The sequence below is a fragment of the Citrobacter amalonaticus genome, from assembly GCF_018252635.1.
Classification (GTDB): domain Bacteria; phylum Pseudomonadota; class Gammaproteobacteria; order Enterobacterales; family Enterobacteriaceae; genus Citrobacter_A; species Citrobacter_A amalonaticus_E.
This window is the reverse complement of sequence record NZ_JAGTXM010000004.1, coordinates 323,716-344,274: the sequence shown is the minus strand read 5'-3', so window position 1 is coordinate 344,274 and position 20,559 is coordinate 323,716. Positions and strand designations below refer to the sequence as shown.

The 20,559-nt window shown below is 52.6% G+C and carries 18 protein-coding genes; 3 read left to right on the top strand and 15 right to left on the bottom strand.

What is annotated here, in order from left to right:
* The first annotated feature begins 122 nt into the window (after positions 1-122).
* Entirely contained in the window at positions 123-851 is a 729-nt protein-coding gene (mpaA, locus tag KE671_RS14435; protein WP_206163491.1) for a murein tripeptide amidase MpaA, read from the top strand.
* On the opposite strand, the gene ycjG is transcribed toward mpaA, so the two are convergent.
* Positions 826-1,791 (bottom strand): L-Ala-D/L-Glu epimerase, encoded by a 966-nt coding sequence (gene ycjG / locus KE671_RS14430; protein WP_206163490.1) that lies wholly within the window; start codon positions 1,789-1,791, stop codon positions 826-828. The two genes, mpaA and ycjG, sit on opposite strands and share 26 nt — an antisense overlap.
* A gap of 121 nt (positions 1,792-1,912) precedes the next feature.
* Here ycjG and tpx point away from each other — a divergent pair, with 121 nt between their 5' ends.
* Entirely contained in the window at positions 1,913-2,419 is a 507-nt protein-coding gene (gene tpx, locus KE671_RS14425) for a thiol peroxidase (protein WP_206163489.1), read from the top strand.
* Positions 2,420-2,459: 40 nt separating this feature from the next.
* Here the strand turns inward: tpx and tyrR are convergent, their stop codons facing one another.
* The 3 genes from tyrR to KE671_RS14410 all read right to left on the bottom strand — a co-directional run bounded on the left by tyrR (position 2,460) and on the right by KE671_RS14410 (position 6,603).
* Positions 2,460-4,001, bottom strand: a complete 1,542-nt coding sequence (gene tyrR / locus KE671_RS14420; RefSeq protein ID WP_206163488.1) for a transcriptional regulator TyrR — start codon at positions 3,999-4,001, stop codon at positions 2,460-2,462.
* A 146-nt stretch (positions 4,002-4,147) separates the two neighbouring features.
* A complete protein-coding gene (locus KE671_RS14415; RefSeq protein ID WP_206163487.1) occupies positions 4,148-5,209 on the bottom strand; it encodes a YcjF family protein in 1,062 nt (353 codons plus the stop codon).
* On the bottom strand, positions 5,206-6,603 hold the full coding sequence (locus KE671_RS14410) for a YcjX family protein (RefSeq protein WP_206163486.1): 1,398 nt from the start codon (positions 6,601-6,603) through the stop codon (positions 5,206-5,208). Before KE671_RS14410 ends, KE671_RS14415 begins: the two co-directional genes overlap by 4 nt.
* Positions 6,604-6,815: 212 nt before the next feature.
* On the opposite strand from KE671_RS14410, the gene KE671_RS14405 reads away from it, so the two are divergent.
* The gene (locus tag KE671_RS14405) at positions 6,816-7,826 is read left to right on the top strand and encodes a LacI family DNA-binding transcriptional regulator (RefSeq protein WP_206163485.1); all 1,011 of its coding nucleotides are present in this window, start codon (positions 6,816-6,818) and stop codon (positions 7,824-7,826) included.
* 30 nt (positions 7,827-7,856) lie between these two features.
* Here the strand turns inward: KE671_RS14405 and KE671_RS14400 are convergent, their stop codons facing one another.
* The 11 genes from KE671_RS14400 to KE671_RS14350 form a co-directional block, all read right to left on the bottom strand.
* Positions 7,857-8,762 (bottom strand): OmpG family monomeric porin, encoded by a 906-nt coding sequence (locus tag KE671_RS14400; protein WP_206163484.1) that lies wholly within the window; start codon positions 8,760-8,762, stop codon positions 7,857-7,859.
* A gap of 73 nt (positions 8,763-8,835) precedes the next feature.
* Positions 8,836-9,915 carry an ABC transporter ATP-binding protein gene (locus KE671_RS14395; RefSeq protein WP_206163483.1) on the bottom strand — a complete coding sequence of 360 codons (1,080 nt, stop codon included), beginning with the start codon at positions 9,913-9,915 and terminating at the stop codon, positions 8,836-8,838.
* Between the two features lie 10 nt (positions 9,916-9,925).
* A complete protein-coding gene (gene pgmB, locus KE671_RS14390; RefSeq protein WP_206163482.1) occupies positions 9,926-10,588 on the bottom strand; it encodes a beta-phosphoglucomutase in 663 nt (220 codons plus the stop codon).
* A complete protein-coding gene (locus KE671_RS14385; protein WP_206163481.1) occupies positions 10,585-12,861 on the bottom strand; it encodes a glycoside hydrolase family 65 protein in 2,277 nt (758 codons plus the stop codon). Before KE671_RS14385 ends, pgmB begins: the two co-directional genes overlap by 4 nt.
* Positions 12,858-13,913, bottom strand: coding sequence for a Gfo/Idh/MocA family protein (locus KE671_RS14380; RefSeq protein WP_206163480.1), 1,056 nt, complete (start codon positions 13,911-13,913; stop codon positions 12,858-12,860). Before KE671_RS14380 ends, KE671_RS14385 begins: the two co-directional genes overlap by 4 nt.
* Before the next feature lie 9 nt (positions 13,914-13,922).
* Positions 13,923-14,711: a sugar phosphate isomerase/epimerase family protein gene (locus tag KE671_RS14375; RefSeq protein WP_206163479.1), complete on the bottom strand. Its 789-nt coding sequence runs from the start codon at positions 14,709-14,711 to the stop codon at positions 13,923-13,925.
* Positions 14,712-14,730: 19 nt separating this feature from the next.
* On the bottom strand, positions 14,731-15,783 hold the full coding sequence (locus KE671_RS14370) for a zinc-dependent alcohol dehydrogenase (protein WP_206163478.1): 1,053 nt from the start codon (positions 15,781-15,783) through the stop codon (positions 14,731-14,733).
* Between the two features lie 28 nt (positions 15,784-15,811).
* Positions 15,812-16,654 (bottom strand): carbohydrate ABC transporter permease, encoded by an 843-nt coding sequence (locus KE671_RS14365; RefSeq protein WP_206163477.1) that lies wholly within the window; start codon positions 16,652-16,654, stop codon positions 15,812-15,814.
* The gene (locus KE671_RS14360; protein ID WP_206163476.1) at positions 16,641-17,522 is read right to left on the bottom strand and encodes a carbohydrate ABC transporter permease; all 882 of its coding nucleotides are present in this window, start codon (positions 17,520-17,522) and stop codon (positions 16,641-16,643) included. The genes KE671_RS14365 and KE671_RS14360 overlap by 14 nt, the downstream gene beginning before the upstream one ends.
* 20 nt (positions 17,523-17,542) lie before the next feature.
* A complete protein-coding gene (locus KE671_RS14355; protein ID WP_206163475.1) occupies positions 17,543-18,835 on the bottom strand; it encodes an ABC transporter substrate-binding protein in 1,293 nt (430 codons plus the stop codon).
* 12 nt (positions 18,836-18,847) lie between these two features.
* Positions 18,848-20,557, bottom strand: coding sequence for a sugar phosphorylase (locus KE671_RS14350; RefSeq protein WP_241029870.1), 1,710 nt, complete (start codon positions 20,555-20,557; stop codon positions 18,848-18,850).
* Positions 20,558-20,559 lie beyond the last annotated feature (2 nt).

Sequence of the window (20,559 nt, the reverse complement as noted above, 5' to 3'; positions counted from 1 at the left end):
GCAAACATCTTCCTGCAGAAAATTGATATTACGACTAAAAATCGGCGTATGCGAAAACGATTTGATTATCGACCCAATTTGCACAACACTGCGAGTAATAATCCCTGAATTCAGAGACGCTTATGACCGTTACCCGCCCTCGCGCCGAACGCGGCGCCTTTCCGCCAGGAACCGAACATTATGGACGTTCACTGTTGGGTGCACCGCTGATCTGGTTTCCGGCGGCCGTCGCCAGTCGTGACAGTGGCTTGATTATCGCGGGAACGCACGGCGACGAAAACGCCTCAGTGGTTACGCTCTCTTGCGCCCTGCGTACGCTGACACCTTCACTACGCCGCCATCATGTGATCCTCGCGGTGAACCCGGATGGCTGTCAGCTTGGTTTGCGGGCAAACGCTAACGGCGTCGATCTTAATCGCAATTTCCCGTCGGCCAACTGGAAGGCTGGAGAGACGGTTTATCGCTGGAACAGCGCAGCAGAAGCGCGTGATGTGGTGCTGTTGACGGGAGAACATCCGGGTTCGGAGCCGGAAACCCAGGCGTTATGTCAGTTGATTCACCGCATTCACCCCGCGTGGGTGGTCTCCTTCCATGATCCGCTGGCCTGTATTGAAGATCCCCGAAGCAGTGAGCTCGGTGGATGGCTGGCGCAGGCGTTTGAACTGCCGCTGGTGACAAGCGTAGGTTACGAAACGCCCGGCTCTTTTGGCAGTTGGTGTGCGGATCTGAATTTACACTGCATCACTGCGGAATTCCCACCGATCTCATCAGATGAAGCCAGCGAGAAATATCTACAGGCGATGTCCACACTCCTGCGCTGGCATCCTAAAGATGAAGTTGTCCGTTCGTAAAGTGCAGAGCGGGCTCCACATCGACCGCCAGCCAGGTAGGACCATCGAGATCGGCAAAGCTGACCTGCGGCGTCAGCGGTAATGCGGCAGAAATAGCCCGTGAAGTGCAAAGCATGCAGCCCAGCATCAGGGCAAACCCTTGTTCGCGCGCGTCGGTGGCCAGTGCCAGCGCCTCGGTCAGTCCGCCGGTTTTGTCCAGCTTGATATTGATCATTTCATAACGCCCATGCAGCGCCTTCAGGCTGCTACGGGTATGACAGCTCTCATCGGCGCAGACCGGCAGCGGATGGATAAAATTCTCCAGCGCGGCGTCATCCTGCGCCGGAAGCGGTTGTTCCAGCATCGCGACCCCCAGATCGGCTAACAGCTGGCAGCGCGCCGCCAGCCCTTCCGCCCGCCATGACTCATTGGCATCGACAATCAGGGTCGCCTCCGGTACCGCCGAGCGAATCGCCACCATTCGTTCGCTGATCAGCCGCTCGTCCAGTTTCACCTTCAGCAGTCGGGCTCCGGCTTCCCATAGCGCCGCCGCACTGGCCGCCATTTGTTCCGGGGTGCCAATCACCACGGTCTGTGCGGTAGCGATCGTCTCGGGTAATGCCACACCGAGGTTTTCTGCAAGTGTTTGTTGCTGCAGGCGGGCCTGTAAATCCCACAACGCGCAATCAACCGCGTTGCGTGCTGCGCCGGCAGGGAGTAGTTTCTGCAGCGCTTCCCGGGTCAGCCCCTTTTCCAGTTGCGGGATAATGCTCATGATCTGTGCCATTACGGATGCATCGCTTTCCCCGTAACGCGGATAGGGCGTGCACTCACCAACCCCTTTAACACCCTCTTCTTCCAGTTCAACCACCACGACACGCGCCTCACTGCGGCTGCCACGGGCAATCACAAAAGGGGTATGTAACGGCCAGGCTTCCTCGTATACCTTCACAGAACGCATTTTTTCTCCTTGAGCAGTAACGTGGTGGTTTGTGCGCTTCACCGAAATAGCGTTTGCCGTGTTATCGGCTGTTGGCATAAACTAGCTGCGACGTTAACTATATGTAAACAGGAAGATAACCATGTCACAAACCGTTCATTTCCAGGGCAACCCGGTTGCAGTCGCCAACTCCATTCCTCTAGCGGGTAGCAAAGCGCAGCCTTTTACCCTCGTGGCAAAAGATCTGTCTGACGTCGCGCTGAGCCAGTTTGCTGGCAAACGCAAAGTGCTGAACATTTTCCCGAGCATCGATACCGGCGTTTGCGCGGCATCGGTACGTAAGTTTAACCAACTGGCCACCGAAATCGACAATACCGTGGTGCTGTGTGTTTCTGCCGATCTGCCGTTTGCCCAGTCCCGCTTCTGTGGCGCTGAAGGTCTGAGCAACGTTATCACGCTGTCCACACTGCGTAACGCCGAATTCCTGAAAAACTACGGCGTTGAAATCTCCGAAGGCCCGCTGAAAGGTCTGGCCGCTCGTGCGGTCGTCGTTCTGGATGAAAATGACAATGTCATATTCAGCCAACTGGTGAATGAAATCACTAACGAACCGGACTATGCCGCCGCGCTGGAAGTCCTGAAAGCGTAAGGCCCCGTCCTAAAAAAGCCTCCATTTCTGGAGGCTTTTTTTACTCTTCACCCTTCTTCTGATTCAGGCCATATTCACGCAGCTTATTCGCAATCGCGGTATGGGAAACCCCGAGGCGTTTCGCCAGCTTGCGCGTACTGGGATAACTGCGGTAAAGCTGGGTTAAGACCGAGCGCTCAAAACGGCTGGTGATATCGTCCAGCGAACCTTCCATCGCATCTTCACCCACCGCGACCGTCGTTGCATCGTAGTCAGGCAGCAAGATATCCTGTGCCCGCAGTTCGTAACCCTCAAGCTGGGTCAGCGCCCGGTAGATGGCGTTTTTCAGCTGACGCACGTTGCCCGGCCAGCCGTAGCGGGTCAATACCGTGCTGAGATCGGCAGCCAGTTTGGGACGCGGCACGCCCTGCTCATCGGCGAAACGCGCCACAAACAGTTCGGTCAGCGGCATAATGTCCTGCGGACAATCGCGCAGCGGCGGCAGATTCAACGTCAACACGTTAAGACGATAGTAGAGATCTTCGCGGAACAGCCCTTTCTGCACCAGTTCAACGAGATTTTTTTGCGTCGCGCAGATCACACGCACATCGACATGCACCTCATGATCTTCCCCCACCCGACGAAACGTGCCGTCATTGAGGAAGCGCAGTAGCTTGGTCTGCATGCGCGGCGACATTTCACCAATCTCATCAAGCAGCACCGAACCGCCGTTTGCCTGCTCGAAGAAGCCTTTTTTACCTTCCGGCGCATGACCGAACAGTTCGCTTTCCACCGCATCTTCAGGGATCGAGGCGCAGTTGAGCGCCAGATAGGGTTTACCCGCGCGCGGGCTGGCCTGATGACATGCATGGGCAAACAGATCTTTACCGGTGCCGGTATCGCCGGTAATCAGCAGCGGCGCACTCAGCATCGCCAGTTTGCGCGCCTGCTCAACAACGTGTTTCATTTTGCCGCTCACGGCGATGATCTGGCTAAAAGCGCTAACATCCTGAGTTGCCAGATTCTGTAGCTGACGCCCCATCCGGATAGTTGAACGCAGCATAACCACCGCACCGGTGAGCATGGTCTCGTCAGTTTCCCCTTGCAGATAGACCGGCGTGATTTCCATCAGGAAATTCTGCCCGTTGATCACCACATGTTCATTATGGGAAGCCTGCGGATTGCCCTCCAGCCAGCGCTGAAAGTTGAAACCGTTGATCAGTTGCGCAGCGGTATGGTTGCGCATCCGCTCCGGATTAAGCGCAAACAGCTGGCAGCTTGCCGGGTTCGCCATCTCAATTTTACTTTTCAGATCCAGCGACAGAACAGGCTCAGGCAGCGCTTCAAGCAGCGCACTGAGCGCGAGGTGTTCACGTTCTGACGGCATCCACGGTACGGTGCGGACGTCGGTGACGCCCGCAATGCGGCGAATTTCCGCCATCAAACTGCTGAAGTTCGTGAACTCCAGCTCGGCAAAGTTAAGGTAGATTCGCCCGATGGGGTCAATCTCGATACCGCGCAAATCGATGCTGCGTAGCACCAGTAAATCGAGTAATTCGCGTGTCAGACCAAGTCGGTCTTCACAAAAGACTTCCAGACGCATGGGACCTTCACCTGAATAATGAGCTATAGATAAGATGATAAGCCAGGAATCGGGAAGCAGGAAGGATTCTGTCAACAAATATTGACAGCATGACGGAAAAACAGGCGTTTCGGCGTAAAGTTACGCGGTCAACGCCTGCGATAACGTTACTTTTCTCGCGTGGAGCCGTTTTTCTGCAACGTCTCTTTGAGCTGGCCAATCAGTTGACGTCGGAAATCGCCCAGACGGGGTTTGTCATCATCCATCCACGGCAACGGGCGGCACAGTTCCATCGCTTTGATCCCCAGTCGTGCGGTTAACAGCCCCGCCCCGATCCCCTGCGCAGCACGGGTTGACAGACGTGCGGCGAGATCCTGCGACATCCAGTCCATCCCCACTTCCCGCACCAGTTCGCTGGCTCCGGCGAAAGCGATGTTGAGCAACACCAGACGGAAGAGACGAAGACGGCTGTAATAGCCCAGTTCAATGCCGTACAGCGTGGCGATGCGGTTAATCAGGCGCAAGTTGCGCCAGGCAATAAATGCCATATCCACCAGCGCCAGCGGGCTGACCGCGATCATCAGCGTCGACTCCGCCGCTGAACGGCTGATTTCGCGCCGTGCCTGGGCATCCAGCACCGGCTGAACCAGATGCGCGTACAGGCTGACCACTTCGCGATCGTTCTGCGTTTCGTGAATCGAGGCATACCAGCGCTGCAACGCCGGATGCGACTGGTCGATTCCGGCCTGCTGCGCCAGTTTCTCGCAGAAGGCACGCCCTTTGCCGGCACCGTGGCTGTGCAGCAGGTCACGCGCTTCATCGCGCTCGTGAGCACGCTGACGCAAACGCCACAGACGTCGCCATTCGGTTGCCACCGATCCGACGCCCGCTCCAATAATCAGCGCCCCGGCCGCACAGCCCCCGAGTGCCACCCAGTCCTGGGTTTGCCAGGCGTTCATTGTCCATTGTACACCTTGTCCAACCACGCTTACGCCGAACAGCGCCAGGCCGCCCATCACCATCTTGCGCCACAGACTGCGCTTTGGGCGTAGCGCCGCGTCAATCACCGCTTCGGCCGGTCCCTCTTCTTCCAGCGGTTCATCAACGGTCGCCGGGGCAAAGGACTGGGCTTGCGTCTCGCTAAACGTTTGTTGCGCTTTAAAGGCCGGGTTCTGCTCGACGTCAAGCGGACCGGCGAAATCAATCCGCGGTTTTATCGGTTCGCTCATCGCAATTTATCTCCTATTAAAAACTCCAGCGCGGCATCCAGACGAATGTGCGGCAGTGGTTTATCGACGTCCATTTTTTGCGGTCGAAACGCTTCAAACTGAAACCCCTGGCTGTCCCAGAATGTCTGTCCAGGCAGTCGTGCCGGCACTTCACCAGGGTAGACCGTCAGCGGCGAGCCATCGCTCAAGCGATTTCCGCGCAATGCCGGGATCTTTTCACCGTTAACGTCAATCAACCCGCTGGTGGTTGCCTGGACAGAAGCCAGGCCCAGGCAATCCATGCTGATCCCTTCAAACGCTGCGTTCTGCCAGGCATCCTGAATCAATTGTTGCAACAGCGATACCATGTTGGCGTGCTGATCGATTGTCACATGGTCCGCCTTGGTGGCGGCAAACAGCAGTTTGTCGATCACCGGTGAGAACAGCCGACGGAATAGCGTACGCTGACCGTAGTGGAAACTTTGCATAAGCTGGGTTAAGGCGAGACGCATGTCGTTGAACGCCTGTGGTCCGCTGTTGAGCGGTTGCAGGCAATCCACCAGCACAATCTGGCGATCGAAGCGCAGAAAGTGATTCTTATAGAACCCCTTCACGACCTTTTCGCAGTAATAGTTAAAACGTTCGCGCAGCATCCCGGCGTTAGTGTGCTTATCCGCCTGAGCCAATTTTGATTCGCCCCATGCGTCCACATCCGGCCACGGAAAAAATTGTAACGCCGGTGCGCCGGCCATATCACCGGGCAGGACGAAGCGGCCAGGCTGGATGAAATGCAGCCCCTGCTGTTTACACTGATGCAAATAGTCCGTCCATGCCGCCGCAATATCGGCCAGGCGGTTCTCATCGGCGGGCGCCAGCGGATCCAGCCCTTGCGTTAGCTGTCGCCATGTCGCCGACCATTCCGCCCGCTGCCCGGTAAGCAAACCGGTCATCTGCCGCGACCAGCTCAGGTAATCCTGCGCCAGCATCGGCAGGTCGAGCAGCCATTCACCTGGATAATCAACAATTTCCAGATACAGGGTTGACGTCTCTTTAAAGTGACGCAGCAGGGAGTCATTGGATTTATAGCGCAGCGCCAGGCGAATTTCACTGACGCCCCGGGTGGGCGTCGGCCACGTTGGCGGATCGCCATACAACTGGGCCAGCCCTTCATCGTAGGTAAAGCGAGGTATACCAAAATCGCGTTGCGGAACGCGTTTTACCCCGAGCAAACGCTCTTCACGCACCGCGCTGAGCAGCGGCAGTCGCGCCCCGGCGTGAATATTCAGCAACTGGTTAACCATCGCAGTGATAAATGCGGTTTTTCCGCTCCGGCTCAGCCCGGTGACCGCGAGGCGCAAATGCCGGTCTACGCCGCGATTTACCAGCGCATTGAGTTCATTGGTGAGTCTCTTCATCGCCATCCCGTTATGCCTGAAGACCAGAAAAAGTATAACGCATACCCTGTAATATGGGGTCAGGTCGTTGATTATCAAGCACGTTGGTTTTTGTAGCCCTCCTGTACTCCACCTTTCTGGCTCAAGCTGCATAATCAACCGCGTTGTGTTGTCATCCGTGAACTAACTCCCTAAGATGTATGGCATTAACTCTCCGATGGAGTTGCAGGAGTATGTCCCCCACTATCTATGATATCGCTCGCGTGGCGGGTGTATCGAAATCTACAGTCTCACGCGTACTGAACAAGCAAACTAACATCTCCCCGGAAGCGCGGGAGAAAGTATTGCGCGCGATCGACGAGTTACAATACCAACCCAATAAACTGGCTCGTGCCCTGACCTCTTCGGGATTTGACGCCATTATGGTGATCTCAACCCGTTCCACTAAAACCACCGCCGGAAACCCGTTTTTCTCAGAAGTGCTGCACGCCATTACCGCAAAGGCAGAAGAAGAAGGTTTCGATGTGATCCTGCAAACGTCACACAGTACCGAAGATGACCTGCAAAAGTGCGAGAGCAAGATTAAGCAGAAGATGATCAAAGGGATTATTATGCTCAGCTCACCGGCGGATGAGTCATTTTTCGCGCGGCTGGATAACTATGATATTCCGGTCGTGGTGATCGGTAAGGTTGACGGGGAATACAAGCAGGTATACTCAGTCGATACAGATAATTATCGTGACAGTATTGCCCTCACGGATGCTCTAATTAACAGTGGTCATCACCGTATCGCCTGTTTGCACGCGCCGCTTGACTATCATGTTTCAGTCGATCGGGTGAACGGCTATAAAGCCAGTCTGAACGCACATAACATCGTTATTCGTGACGAGTGGATTATTGACGGTGGGTATACTCACGACAGCGCGCTATGTGCAGCCCGTAAATTATTAAGTCTCGCAGCATTGCCCGATGCTGTATTTGCTACAGACAGTTTAAAACTGATGAGCTTATATCGCGCAGCCGCTGAACTGAATATTCCCATTCCACAGCGACTTGCTGTCGTGGGATACAGTAATGAAATGTTGTCATTTATTTTAAATCCCGCCCCCGGTGGAATTGATGTGCCCACGCAGGCGTTAGGCGAAGAAAGTTGTACCCTGCTCTTTAACTTAATACGCGGCAAAAAGCGTATGCAGAATATTATTGTTAAGACGCAGATTTCCCTTACGGGATCGCTGGCGTAAAAAAGCGGGGCATTACTGCGCCCCGCATCCTTAAAATGCGTAATTAACGCCTACGCCCGCATAGTGAAATTTGTCACTGTCACCTTCATCATGATCTTGCCATTCGTAAGCATATTCTAAGCTCATCGACAGGCCATTCTGGAAGTCATATGCATACAACAATCCAAGTCGGTTAAAATCATGTCCTTCGCGTTCTGGATCATCCTGCCAGTCCCAGTTACTCCAGCGGTCCAGACCGATACGCGTATAAGGCGTTAATGTTGTATTGCCGAGGGAAAGCGGTAGGTACGCACGGATCTCCTGCGTCGAAAATTCACCGTTATTCCGGTGCTCCGCAAGGTTAAAACCGCGTTCGAGATAGTAATTTACTATTACGCCCACCGTGTCATTCACGGTATAGTGCAAACCGGTTTCGCTTTCGACACGACTGTCTGCATAGCCTGTGGTACTCAGATCGTTCACGAACTGGTACATCGACAGCCATCCGCTAAAACGCAAATCATCGGTGATTTTGACATCCCAGTCCGGTTGGACTTTCCAGCGCTGCATATTTGCCGTGTCTTTTCCCGGTTCATTGACATAGTGGTAGCCGTAATTACGCAGACCGCCGGTTAAGCCAAAACTAAAGTCATCGCTTTCCTGAATTTGGTAGTGTACTTCCAGTTCAGGGCGATCAAACCAGGTGCCTCGTTTACCTGCACTATAATCAACTAGCCCTTCCTGATAATAGGCCAGCGAGATTCTCCATGGGCCGTTTGTGGCATTAAAATAAACCGACGGTTCGGCAAGTCCGTCCATATCTTCGCCGTAGCCTTCGACGTTTTCAATTTCGTACATGGCGCCAATATTAAAATGCCAGTCACTTTTTTCGGCGGCCTGCACACAGGGTATGGCTGCACTCAGCAATAGTGCAGTAGAGGTCAGTAAGGTTTTCATTTTTATTCCTTGTTAAATCACTTAAAAATAAAAGATGTTAAAGCCAGGGGTTTCCCCCTGGATAAAGTGATGATCAAATAGCGAATTCTGTCTCCATATCAAAGAAATGGCATTTCGCCATATCAAAATGGATGGTAATATTATCTCCTGCCAAATAGTCATTTATTGCCCCGGCACGGACGACCAGCTCATGCCCCCCAATGGTGGTGTACAGCATAAACTCAGCGCCCGTCAGCTCTGCGACGCTAATTTTCGCAGTAACACTATTTATTTCTTTTGATTCAGGATGAATATCTTCTGGACGAATGCCCATGACAACGGCTTTATGTTCATACCCTTTCGTTTTTAATATTTTTAATTTATCTTCCGGGAGCGTTAATTTAAGGGTTTCAGTAACGAATTTATCACCATCAAGCGTGCCACGGATGAAATTCATTGCCGGAGATCCAATAAATCCCGCAACAAACATATTTGCGGGCTGGTTATAAACCTTTTTGGGCGCCCCCACCTGCTGAACAATACCGTCTTTCATGATCACAATCCGTGTGGCCATCGTCATGGCTTCCGTCTGGTCATGCGTCACGTAGATCATGGTGGTATTCAATTTCTGATGCAGTTTGCTGATCTCGGCGCGCATCTGTACGCGCAGTTTGGCATCCAGATTCGACAGCGGTTCATCCATCAGGAACACACCGGCTTCACGAACAATCGCACGTCCCAGAGCCACACGCTGGCGCTGTCCACCGGACAATGCACCGGGTTTGCGCTTCAGATAGTCCCGCAAACCGAGAATTTGCGCCGCCCAGTTGACGCGTTCATCAATGATGTTCGCGTCTATTTTCTGCATTTTCAGGCCAAACGCCATGTTGTCGTAAACCGTCATATGCGGATAAAGCGCGTAGTTCTGAAAAACCATCGCAATATTGCGGCCCTTTGCGGGAACGTCGTTCATCCGCTTGCCGTCTATCAAGAGTTCACCTGCGCTTATCTCCTCAAGTCCGGCAATCATGCGCAGGGTCGTCGATTTCCCGCAGCCTGACGGGCCGACAAAAACGATAAACTCTTTATCTTCAATCTCCAGGTTAAAATCTTTCACCACATGCACCTGGTTGTCATAGATTTTTTGAATATGCTGCAACGAAAGCTGTGCCATATTGATTCCTTTATTTGTCGTGTTGCCAGAAAGCCGATAATCGTGACCACGTCAGACAGTCCGTTGTCGGAAGCAGCAAATCAGCACCGGTTAAGTTGAAACCGATCCCCACGGAACGCATACCACAGGCGTTGATCGCGTCAATACCCGCCTGCGCATCCTCAATCCCAATACATTCATGCGGGTTAACGTCCAGGCCGCGGCACGCCGCCAGAAAAATTTCCGGATCCGGTTTTGAGCGTTGAACTCGTGCAGCATCGGCACAAAAATCAAAACAGCGCGTTAGCTGAAGCGCCTGTAAGATCGCCGGCGCATTAAGCGAGACTGACGCCAGTCCCGTTTTAACCTGTTCAGCACGCAACTCTCCCAGCAGTTCGCGGATGCCAGGCAATACCGCTTGTGGTGTCAGCGTCTGTAGTGAATCGACATATCGCGCATTTTTGCGGGCTGCGATTTGGTCGCACTCAGCCTGAGTGAAAGCATCCTCTTTTCCGCCGTGGCGCAAAATACGCCGCAGTGATTCGCCGCGACTGATGCCTTTCAACGTATCGTTGAACACCTCATCAATAGCTATCCCTAGCTCTGTGGCAATCTGTCGCCAGGCAAGAAAATGCAAATGTGCGGTATCGGTAATGACACCATCGAGATCAAACACAATTGCCTGGGGTTTCATTCACCCTCCTTGTGTGTGGTAGCGGTCCCATCAGCAGGCAAAATAAATTCAGTCAGTGAGGCACTGTAGTCGTTCGCCACGGTAACCGGCATCCCTTTCAGAAAGAGCGTCACCGGCGACGTGCTTTTGATATGAACACGCTGGTGGTTCAGACAAATCGTGATTTCACTTCCCTGCCAGTACAAAGGAAACGTAAGTTGCTGCCAGTCATCAGGCAACGCAGGATTGAGGTGCAACTCGCTGTTGCATACCGTTAACCCGGCAAAGCCTTGAATCGCTCCCAGCCAGATGGCCCCTGTTGCAGCAGCATGAATGCCGTCATCGCAACTGTGCGGATCATCGCCAAGATCAATCTTCGCCCCCTCTCGCCAGAACTGATAGCCCTGACGGGAATTGCCGCAACGTGTCGCCACAATCCCATGAATGGCTTTACTCAGAGAGGAGTCATGGATTGTGCGAGGCTCATAGAAATTCAGGTTGGCCTGGCAGACATCCGGGGTGAATAACGCCGGGAGCATGTACATCAGCATCACCACATCCGCCTGTTTCAGGATTTGCATCTCATTGACTTCCGCCCGTGAGTAATCCAGCAGGATCGTTTGCTTGCCGGCCTTTGCCTTGTACTTTGCCAGGTCAATGACGGGCTTACTGAGAAACCCGTCATCCTGGGGCAATATGCCGTCAGTCTGCACTTCGGGGCGCCAGAGATGCTGTAAAAAATGCTTCGCGCGCGCGGTAAATACGTCATCCGTACAGCCAAAGTGGTGAGCGAAATGCAGTGCCTGACTGACGTTGTAAGACGCCATGTAGTTAGTGAAGGCGTTATTATTCACATGTTCGGTATATTCATCAGGACCGATAACATCATGAATTTCAAGCCGGCCATTCACCTCAATGGCACGACTGATCCAGAACCGCGCCGTTTCCAGCAGCAACGTAAGCCCTTCACGGGACATGAAAGCCTCGTCACCTGTTGCCTGCCAGTAATTCACGACGGCCCAGGCGATATCCGCCACCAGGTGATGCTCCGCCTGTGCGGAAGCGACCTTCTGGCGTAAACCGGTACGGATATTGATGGCGGCAAACTCCGGCGTCTCTTCATTCCCGCTCCGCGCGCTTTCCCACGGGAACAACGCACCCTGCCAGCCATTCTTGCGCGCTTTTTCGCGTGCTCCCGCCAGGTTGTGCCAGCGATAACGCAATAAATTCCGTGCTATCGTCGGTTCCGTGAACAGATGAAACGGTAGCAGGAATACCTCGGTATCCCAGAAAACATGTCCCTTGTAACCTTCTCCGGTCAGTCCTTTCGCGCCGATACTGCAACGCTCATCATGAACAGGCGTCATGGTGCGCAGATGATAGAGCGCAAAATCCAGCGCGCGCTGATCGTCTGCGTTAACACTGCTCACCTGCACCCGATGATGTTGCCACCAGTTTTGCCAGTTAGCCGCAGATTGCGCCAACAGTGCCTGGTACCCCTGATCAGCACAGGCTTCAAGACGCCTGAGTTCGCGCTGTCCCCAGGTGTCGAGAGACACCTCGCGTCCCGTTGTCCACTCAAGCCAGGTCAGTTTTTCCAGCGTCAGTCGCTCACCCGCTTTCACCTGCGCGTGGGTATGCTGCATCAGTCGTCGTTCTTTTGCCGTGAAGCAGGGCTGCTCCTCCCCGTTGACAGCACAATGCGTCGAAACGGCGATATCGCTCACGCCATCCTGAGTGGTATAGAGCCCTTGTAAAAGATGTTGGCCAAAGACACGCACCTGCTTCTCATCCAGATGCTGGCGACCATGGTTGGTCATTGTCGCGTCGATCCCGGTAGAAAGCGCTATCGTGGCATCCCCATCAAGCGGCGTGATGGATAATGTCATCGCCAGCAACGGTAATTGGTCCGCCGAGGCGAAACGACGACTTTCAATCGCAAATCGCTCGCCGTCCGGCGCACGCCAGATAAGTGACCGCACCAGTTCGCCGGTCGCGAAATTGATGTCACGCTGCCAGCGTTCAAGCGTTCCACTGAGTAAAGAGAAAGGCTCGCCATTCAGGAAGATATCAATCCCCGTCACGTCAGGGAGATTCACCAGTTCCGTGATATCGTCCTTGCCCGCCCGATGATACAAACCCGCCAGATACATCCCCCGCGTTTGCAGGGTATAAGCTTCCTCGTGACTGGCACGGATCCCCATGTAACCGTTACCCAATGCCAGCAAAGAGGCGTATTTATTCAACTGGTGTGGGCTAAAACCCGGTTCTGATAAGGTAACTGGTTTGCTCATAGTTCCACACACATCCCTGTTTCGGCTGACTGATAAAGCGCCGCGACCAACTGCTGTATCACGAAGCCTTGCTCCGCATCCGCGATGGTGATCGCCTGACCCTGCACATGGTTTACAAAGGCTTCCATACTGCGGAAATGGCGCTGATCGTCAGCCTGCTCACGCGTAAAAAGCGTCTCCAGTTCGCCATTTCGATCGGTATACACCTGGGCGGGAAACAGTGTCGCTCCCGCTTTATCACCACAAAAATTCACATTCATGATGGATTGTTCAGGAATATTCAGCGCAAAGGCGGTTTCCAGACGCAGGATGCTGCCGTTATGAAACTCAATAGTGCCAAAGAGTGAATCCTCAACGGTATAGTTCGCAGGGTCCCACTCACCAAACTGACCACAATGCTTCTGTGTGCCGATTTTCTGGAAGCTATGCGCCCAAACCCGTTTCACCAGCGGAAAACCCAGGACATACATCGCCGCATCCAGCATATGAACGCCAAGATCGATTAGCGGTCCGCCGCCCTGTAAGGCTTTATTGGTGAAGACTCCCCAGCCGGGCACGCCGCAGCGACGCAACGCTCTGGCGTTGGTCACGTAAATCTCACCGAGCACACCCGTTGTGACCTGTTCACGCAGCAATTGGGTATCCAGGGCAAAACGATGGTGAAAATCATAGGCCAGCACTTTCCCCATCCGACGCGCGGTCTTGCACATGATCAGTGCCTGTTCCGCCGTCATGGCAGGCGGCTTTTCACACATCACATGGCAACCCGCCTCTAACGCCAACAGGGTATGTTCAAAGTGGAAGCGATTGGGCGAACAGATGCTTACGATATCGGGCTTCACCGCTTTCAGCATCAACTGGGGATCCTCCCAGGCCTGCGCCTGACCGTATTTTTCCGCCAGCGCTTGTGCCTGAGACAGGCGGCTGTCACAAACAGCCACCAGTTCCAGATCCTCACGCGTACAGTAATACGAAGCATGAACCTTATCCGCGACCTGTCCGGCGCCAATAATGGCGACGCGCAGCGGAGAGTGTGTCATTGCACTTTTCACGGCCACCTCTTAGCAGGTACGCAACCAGGCCAATGACTGACGGTAGGCTTCAGACAGATTTTCTGCGCGAACCCGGCCTTCATACACCACATAACCCTGATAATTGTCTTCACGCAATTGGTCAAACAGCCGACGGAAATTCAGCGTCCCCGTACCCGGCTGATAACGGTGGTTATCTGCGATATGCACATGACCCAGCAGATCCCGGTTATCGTGCAGCGCTTTTGCCATGTCATCTTCTTCAATATTCATGTGATAGAAATCGCCGATAATCTTCACATGCTTCAGCCCATTTTCGACGATGTAGCGACGGGCATCTGCCAGCGTGTTGATCATGTGATCCTGATAGCGGTTAAGCGGCTCCAGATAGACGGTGGTTCCGGTGCGTGCCGCCACCTTGTCGAGATAGCGTAACGAGTCGCTGACCGTGTTGCGATCGCCTTCGAGACTTCGCGGTGAGACCATCGGCGGCAGGCGGAACGTGAACATCCCCCATGCGGCAGGCACAATGATGCCTTGTCCCCCCACTTCCGCCAGGGCTTCGAGAATACGCTCAATCTGCTTCAGGCCATTCAGACGACGTTCTTCGATAAAATCGCCGATCCAACCGTCATAGCCGCCACAGGCGGTCGTCACCGGCAAGCCCGTTTCTTTGATGGCGGCTTTGACTTCATCGAGGTGATTGACCAGCAGTTTGCCGTCAATTTCAAAACCATCAAAGCCCATCTCCTTGATATAACGAAACTTCTCCAGGATGTTTTCCGGGAAAAATGCCTGATTCTGAGTACCAATCTTCATCTGTTTTCTTCCCTGTTAATTAAAAGGTGACGCCCATTTTGATGCTCTGTTCCGGATGTCTGTCGACATACTGCATATAGCTTTCCGGACTGTTGGCAAAGGTCACCACCGGGTCGATGAGATCGTCACAATTCAGATAACCGTTCATTAGCAATTCCCAGCAGGTTTCTTCGATGCGTTTTCGGTTCCAGCGCGGATAGTCCGGATTCGGTTCGCTACAGGCGCGGGAGAAAACAATTTTGGCGTTGTTGAAATGCGCTTCGCGTCCCAGGTTAAATCCCTCCGCAAACGGCTTGGCAAACGCGACGTAGGAGATGGTGCCGCCGTAGGCCAGCCCGCGTAACGCCGATTGCAATGCATCTGCAAAGCCACTGGTTTCGATAATCACATCCGCGCCCTGCTTACCGGTGAGCGCTTTGATCTCTTTACCGACATCGTTACCAATCGGGTTCAAACAGACGTCAGCGCCGTGACGACGGGCGATATCACAGCGATGGCTAATCGGGTCAATACCAATCACCATGGTTGCACCCGCTTTTTTCGCCAGCTGTACCGCGATTTGGCCAATCGCCCCGAGACCAACGACGACCACAAAATCCCCTACTCGCACGTTGGCATCACGCACGCCGCTCATCGCAAACTGAGCCGGGTCATAGCAGACGGCATTTTTCCATGAGCTTCCCTGCGGCATTTTGCGCAGTTTATAATTGTTCACGCCGTTAACAATGACCGTCTCGGCTAAAGGGCCGTAACCGCAAACGCTGTCGCCCACGGCGTAGTCAGTGACATCCTGCCCGCATTCGATAATGTCGCCGACCACCATATTACCGAGCTGAAACTTACCAAATTCGATGCCGCGCGGTGCGCCTTCCGCACGCGGCATAAACATCTGCCACTGGGCGTCAAAATCTTCATTGATAAACGGGCTGGCGGCTCGAAAATCCACCACTTCTGTACCGTGCTTCGGCGCGCCAAACCGTACGCGGATTTTCACTTCATTTGCCTGCACCGGGCGATCGTCATACTCCACAAGTGCCGCAACACGCGGTGCCGTCGCTACTAACTTTTTCATTTACAACTCCTTGATTAAACAGGCCGCTTTAGCCCTTCACGCCACCAGCGGTCAAACCACTCTTAATAAAACGTTCCGAAAGCGCATACATAATGACGACCGGTAACGCCGTCACCAGTGACGCCGCCATCATGCGTCCCCAGATATAATCCGGCGTGCTGAATAAGGCATTCAGGCCGACAGGTAAGGTGAAATTGCTGGCGTTGGAGAGGAAAATTGACGCAAACAGATAGTCGTTCCAGGCCACCATAAAGCAGTAGACAAACACCGAAACCAGCCCGGACATCGCCAGCGGCACGGTGATACGAAAGATAATTTGCAGACGATTCAGACCGTCCATCATCGCCGCTTCTTCTATCTCATCCGGGATGGTGTCGAAATAGCTTTTCAGCATGAATACCGCGGTGGGCAACGTCTGAGTCACCATGGTGACAATCAGCGCCATTTCCGTGTCGTAAATACCCAGCGCAGTGATGATTTTGAACAGCGGCACCACCAGTAAAATGCCAGAGAACATATATACGGTGTAGAAACTGGCATTAATGGTCATCCGCCCCTTAAAGCGCAAACGCGAGAGCGCATAGGCACCGAGCACGCCAAGGAACACGGCCACCACCGAAGAAACAACAGACACCACCAGGCTATTACGGAAATAATCGACAAAGGGAAAAATCAGCGGATTAAAAATGTCGATATAGTGTTCCAGCGTCCAGTCCTGCGGTAACAACGTGGGATGGAGCGATATCGCCTCTTTCGCACTCTTGAACGAGGTCATCAGCATCACGAAAAAGGGAAACAGCGTGATGATCAAAAAGACGATTAATCCGCAGTAAAAACCGACACGTTCTGACCTGCGCTTATTTGTTGCCATTGAGGTTCACCCGTTTTCTGGTTAGCAGGATGACTGCGAAAATAATGACGAAGAGCACCACGGAAATTGCCGCCGCTTTTCCTAAATCATTAAAGGCAAAGGCTGTTTTATAGAGATACACGCCGAGAATATCGACTTTGGTGGTCAACAGATAAACATCGGCGAACATGTAAAACATCCAGATGGTGCGTAACGTAATCACGGTCGCCAGTACCGGCATAATGGCGGGCAACGTCACGATCCGAAAACGTTGCCAGACATTCGCGCCATCCATTTCGGCGGCTTCGTACAGTGATTTATCGATGGTTTGTAAAATCGCCAGAAACGAAATAAAGGCATACGGGAAGTAACGCCAGATGGCGAACAACACCACCAGAACAAAGCTGCTGCCGGGGTTGTCGAACCACAGCGGTGCCTGATCGTACAGATGCAGGAGATCGACCCCGAGATAGTTCACGATGCCGTAACCGCTGTTGAACATGTACTTCCACGCGAAAACCAGCGAAATGGACGGCGTGACATAGGAGAGGATCACCAGTGAACGCGCCGTTTTACGCAGACGGAATTCGCGATTAAAAAACATCGCTACGCCAAGCCCGAGCGCGGTACTTCCCAGCACGACCAGCGCGGTATACCAGACGGTCATCCACAGCGAATGCCAGAAGCCGGGATCGGCTAAAATACGGGTGTAGTTGCTCAGTCCGACGAAGGTGGATTCAATGCGCGGGTTAAGCGGCAACCGCATAAAGCTGATTTCAATATTCGAAACCATCGGCCAGACCACCAGACCGCCCAGCAACAGCAGGCTGGGCGCCAGGAGGAGCATGGCAAACGGCATATCAGAGCGACCTGAAAAAAACCTTTTCATCACGGCGTTCCATTTCCCTGTTAGCGTTGCTCGATAAGGTCATCCAGCTTTTTCTGGCTTGCCATGAGGGTTGCAGGGAGATCGGCCTTTCCAACCGTGACGTTATGCACCATCGTACTCACCACGCCGGATCCGGTGACGTCCCCCATGCGGGTAAAGTTTTTATCGCCCACCGCCCCAAACACCTGAACGTTGGGCAATTCGGCAATGAGTTGATCAGGCAACGTACCTAATGCTTTGATGACAGGGTTATCCTTCCATGTCGCGGTTTCTACCACGGCTTTATTCACCGGCAGCGCCGCGCCAGGTGACATCATCACCCAGTCCGCAATGTTGTCTGCCTGCTCCATAAACGCCACAAACTTCTCAGCCGCTTCAGTCTCTTCAGACTTCTGGCCCGCCGTGATGGTAAGCGAGGTCAGCATGCCGTAAACCGCCGCGTTTTTTTCCGTCGGGACCACGAATCCGACATTTTGCGGATTGCCCTCTTTGATCACCGCAGGAAGGATATAGGTTGAATAGATTGCCATCGGCGCAGTACCGTTCATAAAGGCATCTTTCACTTCCATGATGTCGTTAGAACCGGGCATCGTGTTTTTGGCAAGCGAACGATAATATTCCAGCGCCTGTGCCATTTCTGGCGTGTCGAGGGTTATTTTTCCCTGTGCGTCAAAAACGTTGGCCTGATTGGAAAGCGCAAACTGTGAGAAGGACTGCTCGGTAAGCACACTCTCTGCCGTGGGCAGTGCGATGCCATATTTCTTGCTGGCGGGATCGTTTAGCTTTTGTGCGACATTCAGCAAGTCATGCCAGTTTTTGGGTTCAGGCAAGCTGGCTTTCGCAAGGATATCTTTGCGATACCAGATACCGCCTATCCAGGCGCTGACCGGTACACCTGTCCATGCCTCGCCATCTTCGGTACGCACTATGCGTAATACACCATCATAGAATGCTGTCTTACCCACCTCATGGATCACATTCGCCACCGCATCCCGGTCGATAAGCGATTCTTTGTCCATCACTTTGGCATAGTCATGACTGGTTTCGATCACTTCAGGTAACGAGCCGCTTCTCGCCAGGGTGATCACTTTTGTGTTGTAAGCATCTTCTTCCACTGGCACCTGTTTTACGCTGATCCCCGGGTTCGCTTTTTCAAAGCGTTCAATTAGTTTCGAAATGACAGCCTGGCGCTCTTGTTCCACCGAGGAGTGCATAAACTCAATTGAAACTGGAGCGGATTTATCGTCCTTACATCCTGAAATCAGGGCGCAGGAAACCAGTGCTGATAGCAGCACAATTTTCGTTTTGAGCATCAGACGTTCCTTTTATTTTTTAATCCACATAATCTGCCAGGGGTGCAGCGTTATTTCCTCATCAGAAATAGTTACTCTACTGATGAGGTCAAATCCCTCTTGACCGTTGTAAGTTATTTTTTGATTCTTATCACTGATGTTAAATAGCGCAGTAATGCGTTCACCCTGAATAGACTCACGCTTAATTTGCATCACAGCGGATGAGATCGCGGTTATCTCGAAATGACTACCCGGGTGAAAGGCTTTATTATTTCTGCGAAGTCTAATCAGTCGTGATAACTTATGATATACACCACTGCGAAAGTTATTTTCATCTTCCAGTTCTGCCGCCATCATTTCAGCGTTATATTTTTTACGATTAATCGCGCGATTATAGCCGAGCGTTTTCACCCCTTCATAATCATTTCTCGACCCCAGCATACTCTGAATATAGATCGCGGGCACACCAGGAAAAGAGAGTAATATGGCATGGGCAAGTAAAAATCGATTGAGGCGTTCATCATCACTGGCGCACTGAGGACTGAGCGCATCCATATATGTGACATTTATTTCATAGGGACTACGCGTGCCATCAGGATTATTTTTCCAGTTTACGAGCGCCCCTTCCTGTTGTAATTCTGTCACCAGTTTTAAAATTTCATCTTCCGGCAAAAGGCCGCGCAGCGGATTAAGCCCGATGCCGTCATGCGAAGCAAGAAAATTGAACCAGGTGGTCTGACGGGAGGGCAATTGCAATGACGCGCCCCAGCGACATAACGCTGATACATCCTGCCGATGAACGGCGTGAAGCACCAGCGGAGGAAGCGAAAATTGATACACCATTTGCGCCTCATCCAGGCCATTACCGAAATACGAAATGTTGTCCTGATGCGGTACGTTGGTTTCCGTAATAATCACCGTTCCCGGTGCGACGTCATCAGCAATAGCGCGAAACAGTTTGATTAGCTTGTGGGTTTTTGGCAAATGAATACACGATGTGCCAGGGTCTTTCCACATGAAGCCCACGGCGTCCAGTCGGACATAATCGGCCCCTTTTTCCAGATAGGTGAGTAACACATCAACCATCGCGATCAGCACGTCAGGATTCGCATAGTTCAGGTCTATCTGATCGTCACTGAAGGTGGTCCAGAGATGTCGAATTGTATTATCTGTCAGCGTGAATGGGGTCAACAGCGGGAGTGCGCGTGGACGCGTGACGGCGCTGAGATCAACCGCAGGGTCCATGGAAATAAAGAAATTGTCAAACTCAGGATTCTTATTTAAATAGCTTTTGAACCATTCGCTTTTCGCTGACATATGGTTGCAAACGAAATCAAACATCAGTTTACAGGACTGACCAAGTTCATCAATATCCTTCCACTCTCCTGTTTCCTTTGCGACCTGAAGATAATCAATTACTGAGAATCCATCATCAGATGACCACGGGTAAAAAGGTAATAAATGAACATGTGAAAATATCGTTTCCAGCCATTGCCGATAGAACAGATTAAACGTTGGCAGAGGCTTATGGTCATCACTTCGAAATTGATCGGCATAGGTAATCAGGACGACATCACTCTCATCCCAATGCAATTTGCGTTTTTTATTAATTAAATGACAAGATTTATCCATGCGAGCCTTCAGTACTTCGTAGTGCAATACTGTAAATGTCTCACCATAGATGTCATTCAGGTAACACTTTATTTTATGACTCACTTTACATTTCCGTGGTAGCGGTCCCATGG